At 32.6% G+C, this 14,488-nt stretch carries 15 protein-coding genes; 4 read left to right on the forward strand and 11 right to left on the reverse strand.

What is annotated here, in order from left to right; genetic code table 11:
* Positions 1 to 410 precede the first annotated feature (410 nt).
* From ACHRVX_RS12870 to ACHRVX_RS12885, 4 genes are all read left to right on the forward strand, one after another.
* Positions 411 to 1,865: a glycosyltransferase gene (locus tag ACHRVX_RS12870; protein WP_395332758.1), complete on the forward strand. Its 1,455-nt coding sequence runs from the start codon at positions 411 to 413 to the stop codon at positions 1,863 to 1,865.
* 206 nt (positions 1,866 to 2,071) lie between these two features.
* Entirely contained in the window at positions 2,072 to 2,668 is a 597-nt protein-coding gene (locus ACHRVX_RS12875) for a TetR/AcrR family transcriptional regulator (RefSeq protein ID WP_395332760.1), read from the forward strand.
* A gap of 6 nt (positions 2,669 to 2,674) precedes the next feature.
* Entirely contained in the window at positions 2,675 to 2,902 is a 228-nt protein-coding gene (locus ACHRVX_RS12880; protein ID WP_395332761.1) for a hypothetical protein, read from the forward strand.
* A gap of 19 nt (positions 2,903 to 2,921) precedes the next feature.
* Complete coding sequence (locus tag ACHRVX_RS12885; RefSeq protein WP_395332763.1) at positions 2,922 to 4,178, forward strand: MFS transporter; 1,257 nt, start codon at positions 2,922 to 2,924, stop codon at positions 4,176 to 4,178.
* Between the two features lie 43 nt (positions 4,179 to 4,221).
* Here the strand turns inward: ACHRVX_RS12885 and ACHRVX_RS12890 are convergent, their stop codons facing one another.
* The 11 genes from ACHRVX_RS12890 to ACHRVX_RS12940 all read right to left on the reverse strand — a co-directional run bounded on the left by ACHRVX_RS12890 (position 4,222) and on the right by ACHRVX_RS12940 (position 14,486).
* Positions 4,222 to 5,271: a hypothetical protein gene (locus tag ACHRVX_RS12890; RefSeq protein WP_395332765.1), complete on the reverse strand. Its 1,050-nt coding sequence runs from the start codon at positions 5,269 to 5,271 to the stop codon at positions 4,222 to 4,224.
* 166 nt (positions 5,272 to 5,437) lie between these two features.
* The gene (locus ACHRVX_RS12895) at positions 5,438 to 6,466 is read right to left on the reverse strand and encodes a hypothetical protein (RefSeq protein ID WP_395332767.1); all 1,029 of its coding nucleotides are present in this window, start codon (positions 6,464 to 6,466) and stop codon (positions 5,438 to 5,440) included.
* Entirely contained in the window at positions 6,457 to 7,683 is a 1,227-nt protein-coding gene (locus ACHRVX_RS12900) for a hypothetical protein (protein ID WP_395332769.1), read from the reverse strand. Before ACHRVX_RS12900 ends, ACHRVX_RS12895 begins: the two co-directional genes overlap by 10 nt.
* A gap of 200 nt (positions 7,684 to 7,883) precedes the next feature.
* Positions 7,884 to 8,351, reverse strand: a complete 468-nt coding sequence (locus tag ACHRVX_RS12905) for a phage holin family protein (protein ID WP_395332771.1) — start codon at positions 8,349 to 8,351, stop codon at positions 7,884 to 7,886.
* Positions 8,352 to 8,512: 161 nt separating this feature from the next.
* A complete protein-coding gene (locus tag ACHRVX_RS12910) occupies positions 8,513 to 10,918 on the reverse strand; it encodes a fibronectin type III domain-containing protein (protein ID WP_395332773.1) in 2,406 nt (801 codons plus the stop codon).
* Positions 10,919 to 10,977: 59 nt separating this feature from the next.
* Complete coding sequence (locus ACHRVX_RS12915; protein WP_395332775.1) at positions 10,978 to 11,601, reverse strand: hypothetical protein; 624 nt, start codon at positions 11,599 to 11,601, stop codon at positions 10,978 to 10,980.
* 13 nt (positions 11,602 to 11,614) lie between these two features.
* Positions 11,615 to 12,688 (reverse strand): hypothetical protein, encoded by a 1,074-nt coding sequence (locus ACHRVX_RS12920; RefSeq protein ID WP_395332777.1) that lies wholly within the window; start codon positions 12,686 to 12,688, stop codon positions 11,615 to 11,617.
* A 168-nt stretch (positions 12,689 to 12,856) separates the two neighbouring features.
* Complete coding sequence (locus ACHRVX_RS12925; protein ID WP_395332779.1) at positions 12,857 to 13,159, reverse strand: hypothetical protein; 303 nt, start codon at positions 13,157 to 13,159, stop codon at positions 12,857 to 12,859.
* Positions 13,146 to 13,433: a hypothetical protein gene (locus ACHRVX_RS12930; RefSeq protein WP_213306519.1), complete on the reverse strand. Its 288-nt coding sequence runs from the start codon at positions 13,431 to 13,433 to the stop codon at positions 13,146 to 13,148. Before ACHRVX_RS12930 ends, ACHRVX_RS12925 begins: the two co-directional genes overlap by 14 nt.
* Before the next feature lie 245 nt (positions 13,434 to 13,678).
* The gene (locus ACHRVX_RS12935; protein WP_395332781.1) at positions 13,679 to 14,011 is read right to left on the reverse strand and encodes a hypothetical protein; all 333 of its coding nucleotides are present in this window, start codon (positions 14,009 to 14,011) and stop codon (positions 13,679 to 13,681) included.
* Between the two features lie 4 nt (positions 14,012 to 14,015).
* Positions 14,016 to 14,486, reverse strand: coding sequence for a hypothetical protein (locus tag ACHRVX_RS12940; RefSeq protein ID WP_395332783.1), 471 nt, complete (start codon positions 14,484 to 14,486; stop codon positions 14,016 to 14,018).
* Between the last annotated feature and the right edge of the window lie 2 nt (positions 14,487 to 14,488).

The following is a 14,488-nucleotide window of genomic DNA, read 5'->3' on the forward strand; positions in this document are numbered from 1 at the left end:
TTTACTACTTCGTAAATGATTAAACAAAGAATGTCTTGCTCTAAGTAAGGCATTTTTTTTGTTATAGGAAGATGGATCAATTAGAAAACAACAAAAAGATACTGTAAATGATCTACCCGAATAATCGCAATTTTAAGATGAATAAGCAAAAAAATCATTGCACGCTCTTATATAAAAACCTTAAGAAACCTCAACAAATATTGTATACTGTATCCTGAAAATGTATAAATATTATACACATGGCAAGTGCGTGAAATAGCTAAACTGCTAGAAACCAATAAAAAATCATAATGGCACAAGGATTGCAAAATGGGATAATGTAAAAAACCTCACGATAAATGGAAATAAAGAATCGGGAGGAAAGCAAATTAAATAAAAGCCATACAAAGCAATCAAAAAGTAAGTGTCATATGAAAAGTGAAACCCTAACAACAGACCAATTTTATACTTCAAATCCAGATCTTAATAGTGAACAAGCCTTAAATAGTTCTATTTTTCGTATCAGCAATTCAAACGTATCAGCCAAAAAAGTAAACGAGCGTACCAAAAGTAAGTTTGGATTATTTGTGCTTGTCAGTACATTTGTCTTAATGTTCGTTGGGGCTTACTCCGTATATCATTTGCAGCCTGATTTTGATCAGTTTCAAATTGACAGAATGAACTCTAGCTGGGGACTTCCGTTTTTGATCGTTGCTGGACTATTATTTTTCTTTCAGACTGGAGTTTTTCTTTATAATTTATATTTATATTTTAAATACAAACCTATCGAATCTGTTTCGGATGAAATGTTGCCAACAGTTACCGTTATTGTTCCTGCGTATAACGAAGGAAAACTGGTTTGGGATACTTTATTGAGTCTGGCAGATAGTGATTTCCCTGCACATAAATTAGAAATATTAGCTGTTGATGATGGTAGTAAGGATGATACCTGGTACTGGATGCAGCAAGCCAAAATAAAATTAGGAGATCGTTTAACGATTTTTCAACAACCTGTAAACGCTGGAAAACGTCACGCATTATACCGTGGATTTGAATTGGGAACGGGAGAAATTTTTGTAACAGTTGATAGTGATTCAATTGTGAAAAAAGATACTCTTCGTAACTTAGTTAGTCCGTTTGTGGTAAATGAAAAATGTGGTGCAGTTGCCGGAAATGTTCATGTATTGAACAGTAAAAAGGCAATATTGCCTAAAATGCTAAATGTAAGTTTTGTAATGAGTTTTGAATTCATGCGTTCTGCCGAAAGTCAATTAGGCTCTGTACTTTGTACTCCGGGAGCAGCAGCAGCATATCGTAAAACAGCCGTTTTTGCTTGTCTTGACGAGTGGATTAACCAGACTTTTATGGGGCAGCCATCTGATATTGGTGAAGATCGTGCCATGACGAATATGATTTTGAAACAAGGTCAGCATGTATTATTTCAAAGAAATGCATATGTACTTACTAACGTGCCGGAAGAATATACAGGATTGTACAAAATGTTTATTAGATGGAGCAGAAGTAATGTGCGTGAAAATATTGCAATGGCAAAATATGTTTTTACAGATTTTAGAAAAGAATCTAAATTTGGAGCACGACTTTTATGGTTAAATCAAGCATTTAAAATTGTTATGGCGTATCCATTTATGATTTTCATGTTTCTTTTTATTGCAATGCATCCGTTATTGTTTTTAAGTTCAACATTATTGGGAATATTGATTGTTTCAAGTTTTCCGGTTTTGTTTTATGCTAAAAGATATAGTTTTTCAGATTCGCTTTGGGCGTATTCATACAGTCTTTTTTACACGTTCAGCTTATTTTGGATTACTCCATATGCTATTGTTACCGCCAATAAAAGTGGTTGGTTAACACGTGGTTTAGCATAATTAAATAGAAAATTTAGATTAGAAATAGAAATTAGATTTGTTTTTGAAACTCCTGTTCACTTTGAACAGGAGTTTTTTTATGGAATGAATTTTCGTTACTGATATTAAACCCGACAAGTTTGCCAATCAAAATAAATTTTAAAAAAAAATAATTAATAAAAGAATGTTCATTCATTTATTAATTTATCTTTGTAAAAAAATACAATATGAGAATTCGGGATATTGATAAGGAGAAACTGGTAATTACAACCGCAATTGATCAAATCGTTCGGGACGGATTTCAGGGTTTCAGTATGAATAAGCTGGCGAAAGCCTGTTCAATCTCTGTTGGAACATTATATATTTATTACAAAGACAAAGATGATTTAATACAAAAGATAGGTGCAGTGATTGCACTTAAATTTTTTACCGGTACGGTAAAAGATTTTTCACCCACAATGTCGTTTGAAGACGGATTATGGAAGCAATGGGAAAACCGTGCGGCATTTACCATGAAATACCCTAAGGAAGTTGCTTTTTTTGAAATTGTCAAACATTCGCCTCACTCAGAAATTATTTTAGAATCTATTAAGGAGTTTGCAGATTTTAGAAAGATTATGACTGAGTTTATCGATAACGGACATCGTAATAAACAATTGGTCCCCATGACATTTGAAGCCTTTTGGGCTGTGGCTTATGGACCGTTATACACATTGTTAAACTTGCATACTGAGGGTAAGAGTATGGGAGGAAAACCGTTTACACTTACCAAAGAAATTATGAAAGAAGCTTTTAGCCGAACCATAAAAGCCTTAAAACCATGAAAAATTATGGAAATAGATTTAAACTCAATCTACGTTTTTAAAACGAATATTACAAATATTGATCCGGCTTGCGAGATGCGCAAAACGCTGGATGACCATCAGGATATTGAGCAATGGAGTATCGATCATGAAGATGTCGATTGTGTACTTCGCGTTGTTTCAAACGTGCTTAAACCGGAAACAATTATTGGTATGATCAACAAATTTGGTCATGAATGCCAGGAATTAAATTAATAAAAAATAAACCATCCATATGGAAAAAACAATAGGTGACAGCTCCGCTTTTACTTTTCACCAAAAAATCATTATTGCAATTTTAGCTCTTTTACAGTTTACTGTAATACTTGATTTTATGGTTATTTCTCCGTTAGGAGATATCTTAATGAAAACCCTTGATATGACAACGGCCAACTTTGGTTTTGCTGTTTCAGCTTATGCGTTTAGTGCCGGAATTTCGGGACTACTTGCAGCAGGTTTTGCAGATCGTTTTGACCGAAAAAAATTACTGATTTTCTTTTATACCGGTTTTATTATAGGAACCGTTTTCTGCGCACTTTCTTCCAGTTATATGATGTTGCTAATGGCAAGAATAGTTACCGGACTTTTTGGTGGCGTAATTGGCTCTGTTTCCTTAGCAATCGTAACTGATTTGTTTGTGATTCATCAACGAGGACGCGTTATGGGATTCATACAGATGGCGTTTGCAACAAGTCAGATTTTAGGAATTCCCGTAGGATTGTATTTTGCAAATCACTGGGGATGGCATTCATCCTTTATTATGATTGCCGTATTAGGAGTTTTTATTCTAATTGCTATTATTACCCAAATGCAGCCAATCACGAAACATTTAGAGTTACAATCAGATAAAAGTCCTTTTTTACATCTTTGGCATACGCTGAGTAATAAACACTATCAGATAGGTTTTATGGCTATTGCATTTTTATCTGTTGGAGGTTTTATGTTACAGCCTTTTGGAACTGCTTTTTTAGTCAACAATATTCATATTAGCCATCTCGAATTACCAATGGTATTCTTCTTTACCGGACTATCGGTACTTTTTATCATGCCTTTAGTAGGGAAATTAAGTGATAAGGTAAGCAAGTTTAAATTGTTTGCCGCAGGATCTGTAATTTCTGTGATTATGATTTTAATTTACACGAATCTAAATCCAATTCCGTTATGGGAAATTGTAGTCATCAATATGATTTTATTTATGGGAATTATGAGTCGTATGATTCCGGCAACGACATTAAATACTGCTATTCCTGAAATGAAAGATCGCGGCGCATATATGTCAATTACCTCATCATTACAGCAAATTGCAGGCGGAATCGCAGCTGTTTGTGCAGGTTTTATTGTACATCAAAAAACAAAATCATCTCCCTTAGAAAACTATGATATTTTAGGATATGTTATTGCTGTTATTACGCTTTCGACCATATTATTAATGTGGAGAGTAAATCAGTTAGCAAAAAAGAAAGATGCTGCTGCCAAAGAAATAAAAATCTAAACTAGTTGTGGATTAAAAATAAAAAGCATGTGAAATAGTAATTTTACATGCTTTTTTCTATTTGCAGCGTTTTTGTTTTAAAAAGAGTTTCGTTCTCTTCTGTATTGGTTTTTATAGTTTTAATAAAGTCATTCGCGTTGTCTATATACAATAATATTCTGTTGGGTTGCTTTGTGATTCCAAATGGTAAATGAACTTTAATATTGTTTTTTAATTCAATCGAAATATTATGAGGTTCTAATTTTCCTAATAATGCAAATTTTACAAGCTGATTACTTTTTTCATAATCTCCTTCAAATTTTTGTATTGAGGTAACCGAATCTAATGGGATTTCCAAAGTATCAAAAAGTCCGTAACGAATGACGATTTTTTGAGATAAAATAAGATGATTTCTGAAGAAAATAGCTTTTAAGTGGCCTGTCAAATTTATAATTAAATAGAAATGAAGCACAAGCAAAAGAAGCGCAGCAGTTTTACTTCGCGAAATTAAAAATACATGTACACCAATCGCTTCAAAAACCGAAGCCAGCATCAAACCAATATAAAGAGCAGTTACACCACTTTCCTGATATCCTGAAAAATTATTTTGATTGTTTTTATTTCCTGTCCATTTTATAAAGCAATAATAGAAAGAGCAGACTTCAAAAGCAATTGTATTTCCTAATTTTTTGAATGGAATTGATTCTTTTAGAGATTCTGAAATAATAGAATATTCGTCTTGTTCAATAGTATCTTTTTGTTTGATTGCTTTTCTGAAATTTCGAATAAATTGAAAAGTTTTCCATACTAAGAAAATCAGAAAAGCAATGTTGAAATAAATTTTCAACTGAAAAATTACTTCAAAAAAATTATTTTCCATCTGAAATATAAAAGGAGTAAGCTTAAAAACAGAATAAAAAACAAACCAGAAAGTAAATTCCGTTTCTTTTTTATGAGTTAGAAAATAATAAAATGCAGGTAGTACAACTAAAAATAAAGCAGTAAAAACAGATTGTAAAACTGAATTATCCCTGATGTAATTATTGAAACTTATAAAGGCAATACAAATTTCGATTGCAGTAAATAAAAGTAAAGCGCTGTATTTTTTTAGCATAAGCTTTGTGAAATATATTGAAAAAATATACTTCTTAAAAGTAGAAATTTAAAATGAATTTTATCATTTATAAAATACTTTCGGTTTCAATTTTTCAGGCTTTATAATCTCATAAAAAAACCTCCAAAGCCGAAACTTCAGAGGTTTATTTTTAGGTTCAGAATAACTAATTCTGCTCAGCAATTGTCGATTTGTTAAGCTTTATAACTCTGATTGTTTTATTGGTGTTATCAGATAAAAACAGACGATCGTTAAGTTGTGCAATACCTACAATGCTTCCGAAAGGATTTTTACCCATAATATCAGAAACATTTACACTAGCCGAATAATTACGCGTCATGAAATCAGCCTTAGGATATAAACGAAGGTAATTTACATTTCCTGAGTTTTCTGAAGTTACAGCAAAATCCTTGCTAAAGTTAATGGCAGTAGGTTTAGCAATAAAAGTAGAGGAAACAGGCTTTATGGGTTCGGTAAGTGAACTTGCAGCATTCGCTTTAATAGCAGCAATGTCATAATACAAATAGCTTTTTGCATCTCTTCCTGCAACAACAAGATTTCCTGCTTCTACATCCATTGAATAGATTTGATCAAACCCCTCTAATGTATTTAGTTTAGCAATAGGATTTAATTTCCAGTCGCTTGTTTCCGTTATTTGCGAAGTTTCAAAAACCTTAATCGACGTTTCTTTTTCCTTAACGAAAACCAATCCATCTTTTACTACAACATCAAAAACGTGCACAAAAGTTTGCCACCATTGACCGTTTCCAACAGTACTGATTCCGGCATTTGTATTTTCATCTATTACAAAAAGTCTGGATTCGCGACTTCCAATGTAAATTCTTCCATTATCAACAGCAACAGAAGTAATTTCGGTTAAAGGAATGGTAGTGGTTCCTTTTTTATATTCAGTGATTGTTTTTATATGTGCCAGAGTTACCGCATTGAAAATCTCAAGCACATTACCATTTGCAACATATAATTTTTCGTTTGCTATTGCGATTCCTTTCGGGTCTAAAGTCCCGGTTCCGGTTCCAATTTGAGCAGCCGTAATCGATGCTTCATCTGTTGGGTAAAAATAATCGTAAGTCGTTGGTTCTTCACTTTCTGCATCTTTACTACAATTGGTAAAAAGGCAAAGTAACAATAGTAAAAACGGTATTTTATTCATGATAGTTTTGTAGGTTAGTTCCATTTTCCTTCTCCTTTATATTTTAATAAAAACGGGTTTTTTGGATTTATTGTAAAAACGGGTTTTTTATAAGAACCGGTTAAATACGTTGTCTTTGTATATCCTTTTAATACATCAGGATCTGTAAAAGGAAGATCATTAAGACTTATAAGATATTTGTAAAAATCAGTTAACATTCCCTGTTGACCACCGCCTTCGCCACTATTAGCTAAATTACTGCTGTGGTTATAGCCGCTATGATGTGAATATTCGTGTGACCATATTGACATTTCGCCTTTCCAGTGTCCGGTTATATAATCTGATTCCCATTGCGATGCCAGAGGACCTCCGCCCCAGGCAGAATCTCCGCCAACCATTGCCATATTCAAAGTTCGGCTATCAATGTAGGTATTATAAGCCTGTTCAATTTGGGCTTTGGTCAGATAATCGTAAACGCCATCGACGTCATCAGCATTTCCGTGCCAATTTAATGCACCATTTATAGCTGCTCCTGCGGTTGCTGCCTGTTCTTTTTTGTATCGGTCAAAATTCATGAAAGTGTCATAGTACAAAGGATGACTTATAGCATAGGAAAAGTTGATAATCATGGTTATCGCTTCCTTAGCCAAAACAGGATTCATAGGTAAATATTTACCATATTCATTTTTATGATATTGATCGCTGAACTGAACTAATCTCGCCGATTTTATTTTTTTGAATTTAGCAAATAAAGGATCATCAGATTCTACCGAAAATTCGATTGCTCCTGAAGAAAAACCTTCAATTTTATCAATAGTGACAGTTTTTCCGTTTTCTAACATATAATCATGTTTTTCCGCAACCAAAGGAATCTGATGGAAAGAACGATGAAATGCAGGAACTTTTGAAAACTCAAACATTAAAAAACGTTTGTCGTAATTGGCTAATTTGGCATAGACTTTTACATTGCTAAGTCCAACTGGGGAATAAAGGGAAATTTGTACAGAATCTTTTCCTTTCTGGATGATTTGCATGGGCTCATTTACACGAAACCAACGGTCTTTGTTATCATACATTTTAGCAGGACTTTCGTCGTCTGCAAACATACTCATTGGGCGGTTTTCCGGTGGTAAAGCAGTGGCATCAATGGTTGCTAAATAATTGGGTTGGTAGTCATCACCTTTTGAATCGTCATCGCTGCAACTAAAAAGTACACCTGCGAAGATTGCAAAAGGTAAAAAGTAAGAAATGGTTTTTCTCATAAGGTTTGTAGGTTAAATTTGAGGTTGTTTCTAGAACGCAAAACTATCAATATGATTGTTAAAAACAAGAAAATTCATAGAAAATTGTAATTTAAATTTGTTACTGTGTGTGTGTTTTTAAATAATGTACATGCCAAAGCCAACACTAGACGATTTTCTGGCGTTGGCTTGGGGAAATTATACTTTTCATCTTCTTTCATCTATTTTTCTATATGAAGTTTAGGATCTATTGTAATTAAAAGCCTTTTGAAAAGCTGTATCAAACGATCTCTAACCGACTTTAGAATCAATGTCATGGCATCGAAATTTTCTACTTCTTTTTTTGTTTTTATAGCAATAATATTGCTGATAATTGAAATCCCATCGCTAACAATAAGTAAGTCCATTACTATGGTTACAAACCATTTAAAGTTATAATTAAGTCCTATACTCATCAATGCCAAAGCAGTAGGTATAAGTAATACGGCTAATTTGGATACAAATCCGAGTGCCAATTTTTTAAAGCTGAATGGGTTATTTAATACTATGGTTTTGATAATGCCTAAAAAGGTATCAATTACCATGAGGTAAAATAACACTTTAACAATTTCTATATCAATTTCTAAGTAAATAAAAATTCCATACAGCAATAGTTTCATTTCGTTTGAGTATTCTGAAATCTTTTCCATCATCATTTTTTTTATTTGTTATTAATCTAATAGCCAAAGCAATGCTGAACTTGTAAAAATATATTTTGCAATTTTCGTGTATTGTTTTTTGATTTTAATAGTTTTTTTGAAAAGAAATCTTTTGGGGTTTTTATACCCCAAGAGATTTTTAATTATTTTATTTATGGTTTACTGTTATGAGCAACAATACCTGAAATGATATAATTATCTACAGTTTCAACATCTAAAAGTGCAACTTCAAGAGGTTCTTCTTTAAACTGGATTGATTCAATTGCTTTAGTTTTCCCAGTTTTATCAATTAAAAACATACTTTCGGTCACATTTTTGATGCATACCCATTGTACATTTTCACCATCTTCAGTAACTAATAAAGGATGCTGTTCAGTCGCTTTTAATGTAGTATCTGCGGTTTTAATTTCATAATAATTGGGTTGTATACTTGTTGTTTTGTTTACAACTATAACTTCTGTTTTTGTCGCTTCATTTAGTTTTCCGCTCCATAACATATAATCTCCTTCGGATTCGTCGATTTGATTAGCAAAAGAAAATGCCTGAAGTTTATCACCGACCACAATATTCTTTAATTTTTTTGATTGTCCTGATGCCATTGTTACCAATGACTCTACATCAAAACATGAGCTTGCTGGTGGATCTGTAGTTACATATGCTTCGCCATCAAAGCCAGATCTAACTCCTTGGAGATTTATAGCTTCTACCTGATAATAATATGTTGTGTTTGGTGAACCCGAATCCATATAAAAGGTACTATTTGTTTTTTTAATAGTCTTGTAAGTTCCGCCAATCGTTTTTCTAAATAATTCATAACTGACCGTACCACCATTATCAGTTGAAGCCCCCCATTCCACACCTATTTGACCTTGACCTTCTGAATAGGCTTGTATATTTAAGGGAATTGTTGGAGTAAAAACTATTGTTGTAGTTGCGCTTTCAATATTGCTATTTGCTGAGAAATTTTCTGCTGCATCCTGTGCTATAACATAGAAATTATACGTGGTATTGGGCGATAAGCCAGTAGCATTATAAGTAAGAACATTACCTACAGGAAATGATAAACCGCCATTTATAGATATATGATAATTAGTAACACCAACATTATCACTTGAAGCTGTCCAACTTAAATCTACACTTGTATTGGTAATATTTGATAGCTTTAAATTTGGTGTTGTTGGCGGTGTTTTATCACTTGCGACTCCTGTATATTCTATAAAATAAACAACGCTGTATGGTTGCATATTTTTATTCGTTCCGGATTCACCAACTGTTGATACAATTCCATTTAACAGAGAGCCACTACCTCGATCCCACCTAGCTATTTTATCAGTTATTTCATCACCAGTTTTCCCATCGTTTATGTTTCCTGAGTTGGAAATAGTGTGATCATGTGAAACAACAACTGCGTTTTTGCTACCTCCTTGATTTCTGGTTTTGTTTAAAAGAGGATCTGAAATATCTACCCCAACAGGTACTCTTCCTCTTAATGGCACATACTCTTCCCAACCATCAGGAATCTCGTTTGCAGGACGTCCCCAAATGGCAATCATTCCAATTGGGAATGCTGTTGCGGTCGATATTTTACTTTCTAAAACTGTGATGCGATTTAGTAACTCTAGTAGCGAATTGCTTTTAGTAACCTGATTTGACCCATCTACAACTAACAAAGAACCAGTTGAATTTGATGTGTTTATATCATTTAAATGTACTTTTCCGCCAATAATTGTATTTTGCCAATCAGATTGATAATTTAAAGAAAGACTTGTTTTAGATTCGTCACTAGTGTCTGATAAAGCTCGTCCAGTAGAATCGCTGGGATTTAACTTCCCTTTTCTGGTTATTGATCCCAATCTAAAATCGGCAGATCGTACAATTGCGAAACCGCTTTCTTTTGTATCTAATTTAGATAATTTATAAACGTCTAAATCTAAATCTCCTTTCATGGCCTTTGAGCCGTCAAGCGGAAGATACGTTTGATTTATCACATTAATATCAGATTCGATTTCAGTAATTTTTGCCTCAATTTGATTGATGTTTGTTTCGATCGCATCAATGTTAACTTCTATTGCTTGTAGAATTTCTTCAATTGCATTAAGATCCTTGACTATTTTGAAATTTCCTAAATCATGATAAGAGATTTTTAGAGCATCGCTATCCTGAGAAACTCCACTCACAAATTCAGATTCACTTATATATGCTGCTTCATAGTCATAATATGCAATTTGAGATACTCCTGTTCCATATACTAAATTTGTTCCTGTTCTGGTAGTTTTAAGATATCCGGTGTTTTCGCCTTTATCAACAGGATATAATATTCCCTCTGTTATTGGCAATGCTCTTCCTGAATCCTGCAGTTGAGTTTCGTCTTCCTGAATAATAGCCCAGCCTTTTGTGGAGTTTGTTGCGTGAGCTACAATATAATTTTGATAATTGTCAATGCTTAAATGCGCTTTTAAAGCTCCAAATAACTCAGATCTGTAAGCGGCTTGAAGTCTTTCTAAAGTTTCTTGTTCCAGAGGAAATCCTCCTTCGTGACTAAAATTTATTTGTTTCATTTTTATGTGTTTTAATGTCTGTTGTTTATACTTAGAATGTCAAATGTTTACTTCTGATCTTACTCTTTTGAATAAGAATAACTTTCATAGCTTTTACCAGCCAGTTTATAGAAGTTCAGCAGATTATGGTATTCTATATTGGCTACTTTAATAGCTTCAGTTTGTCCGGTTCCATCTTTATTAGGTTCTACAACGATCGTTAGGTTTGCTATTAGAGCTTGCGGAATAAAGACTCTGAAATTGGCATACGTTATTTTGGTATAATCTTTAAGATGAGCGAGATAAACAGGCTTTTTGTTTCTGTTTTTATATTCACGATTTTTATATACTTTCAATTGCGGAATCATTAAAGTTCCATCCGGTTCGTAATATTCTTTGTGGAGAAATACATATTGTAAAGTTGGCTTGACCGATTCATCGATATATATTAACTCCTCTAATCGTTTTTGTTCAGTACTTAAATTCGGATTGTAAATTTTTGTTGGATTATAAGTATCGTTCAGTACTTTTTCAAGATATATGACCTGACCTGTATGCTGCATTTTATAAAGAATCTCTCCGTAAATAGTATGAAGCGGAGTCAGTAAAACATCGAGCCAGTCAACATGGGTTTTTTTTCTAAGAATAGGAGGGATGAGCCATAACAATAGCTTTTCCCATTTTAAAACGGTGTATTTATTCATTGTTTATATTAGATTATTGTTTATCTCGGTAGAATGTGTACGGAATATAGTTTACTTCAACCTGAAGCGTATCCATATCAAAATAACCTGCGTTTGGAATGAAATATTCAATATTTGTTACGTTTGTAAGAGTCTTTGGTTCATCACTAGGATTAGTTGCCCATCCGGTTTCAACCTTTTTTAATATTGGAATTTTAATTCCTTCTGCTTTCTGAATCGCATCAACCAAATATGTTTTGACAAAAGCACCATTAAACTCGATATTTTTTAAATGGTCTTTGACAGCATTTAGTACTGGAAATTCCTTATTGTTTAAGATTAAGGAACCGTTTCTTGTATCTAACGGATCAACAGCCAGATCCTCTTCGTATTTCGATAATTTGATTTGTTCCTCTGCATTTAAATCTCTGCTTAAACTTTTTAACTGATAATATCCTATGTCTTTTGGATTGATAAAAATGCTTAAAGGATCGATGTAAACATTCAGACTTAATTTTAGATTATCACCCTGATCAGATGTGATATAAACTTGATTTCCTGCATCTTTAATTTTCGCTATATATTCCTTAAAGGCAAAAAGTTCGTTTGGAACATCAATTCTCGAAATTTTGTCATCTCTTACAGTAGCAACTTTTATAAAAACGACCCCAACTTTATTATGAAAATAATCAGAGAAAATTTCTTCAATATTTGCGTTAGGTTTTAGTACCGTTTCTAAGTCAATTTCACTTACTGCACAATGTTTTATTATTTTAGAATTTTCTATTTCTGTATCTGTAAGTCCTGTAGTGTCAAACTGATAAGAACCTTCTTTCCAGATCAGCGAAATTCCGTTACTTATATCCGGATCAAGCGAAATTCCATAATGAAAATTTAAAGCCTGTTCCCGATACCAGTTTAACGTGTGAGGTCTTGATATCAGCGCATTTTTTTCGACTATTTTTTCATGAATCCAAATCGCAGTAGCTACAATATTGATCCAAAGTTGCCAAATCGCAGTCTTTGACTCAGTTAAGCCGCTTAAAGAGGATTGTTTCTTTTTTTCCTCCAGAATTTCATTCTGTATTTCAGCAATTGTACGTGCCATATTTTAATTTTTTAATATAGTTTAGCCTGTAAGACATGTGTAAAATGCTTATAGATAATTGTTTATGTTTTTTTTTGTGAATACTACAGAGCGTAGTTTATCTTTTAGAGATTTCTAAAAAGAAGAAGTTTAGAACCGGGATTTTCGGGATATTTAAAAAATTATCGACTAATAAATGATAAAATCATCTTCAATAATCATATAATCAATTCCGGAGAAATTATCCAGTAAATATTGTTCCTCGTCTGTAATAGCAGTTGCGGGTTTTAATTTTCTGGAATTGTAATATTCAACAATATCCTTTTTAAAGGCTTCTCTGCCTATTTTTAAATCCTGATAAACAGAAAGATCTTCTGTAAGATTGAATTGATCATTGTCTTCTAAAAGGTCAAATACCTTTTCTATGCTTCCATATTCTTGTAAAGAAATGTCAAAAATGTTTTGGTTTTCCTGTGGTTTAATAGTTCCCATCGATTTTAATGTTTTGTAAATCGTTGACATCTAATGTTTTTACATAGAATTTGTCATACGATAATTGTTTGTCTATTTCGTTTTCTAGTCTAAGCCTGGATGTAGCATCCGGACTGTTGATGTATTTTTTGATTCCAACACCAAGAATTGGAAATTCTTTATAACTTCCTTTTTGAGTTAATAGTAAATGTTCAATGTTTTGTTGATCTGCATCATTAATTGCAAAATCTCCTTTTATAATTAACAAGTCATCCTCGATGATAAAATCTTTCATATATCGTTTATTATTTGTTGTTTTTATGAGATGCTTTTTCTAGTAATATCACCTTTAGATTAGTGCGCCATAATAAAAAGATGATGTTTTATTTGATACTGTAAAAATACGCTATGATTTGTCCTTAACCAAGATTTTAAGGCTTGCTAATCAGTAGTTTCAGTAAGTTAGTGTTTTTTAAAATCACCTCGTAATCAGTTTGTTGTGATGTTTTTTTTCCTGTTTTTAGTCTTTGGATTATGACATTAAACAACCGGAATTATTAGTTCCAGGATAATTTTAAAAAGGGTTTTTAAAATATTATTTTTAAGAGCATTCAGTTTTATTTTTGAAATTCCTGTTGTTTGTAATGCCTGCAATGTGACTAGATCAAGTTGGCTTTTTAAGAGCCATTCTAATTCTTCTTCCGTTATATCGCCGGTAGAAAAAAGAAAAATCCAGCGTTCCAGTTTTTCTCTGGATGTTTCTAAAAATACATTTAGATCTTTTTCTAATTCGGGTTGAATATCTTTATAACTTTTTGTTATAATAGTTTTTAATTTACTTTTTAGTTCTTGTAATAATAGATCGTTATTCATGTTTTTAGGTGTTGAGGTTGATTAATTCTAAAAGCGCATCTTTAGATTCTTTGTCTTTTTTACTTTCATATTGAATCAATAAATCCAAAGCATCTAAAACCTGTTTTTTGGATTCATCCAGAAAAACTGGAGATAAAATTCCTTTTGTTTGCCAGTGTTTGAACAATCCAGCCAAAAGTTTTTTTTCCTTATCAGTTAAAATTTTCCACATCTCAAATGTGATCTCGTTATTGGGTTTATTTTTTTCATATTCGGCTAATTTTTCGATATTCAGGAATAGATTCTCAATTTCTTCTTTATGAGAATCATAAGGCGTTGTCGCTTTATTGATTAATTTTGTTGTTTCAACTTTTAACTCAATTGTTTTTTCATAAGAATATTGATCGAATAAGGCTGTTCTGGTTGAGGTGCAGGAAGAAATCGCAAAAGAAAAGACAATTAATAGGGCAAGAGGTTTTAAGTTTAAATCTTTCATCA

The organism is Flavobacterium sp. FlaQc-47, from assembly GCF_044006475.1.
Classification (GTDB): domain Bacteria; phylum Bacteroidota; class Bacteroidia; order Flavobacteriales; family Flavobacteriaceae; genus Flavobacterium.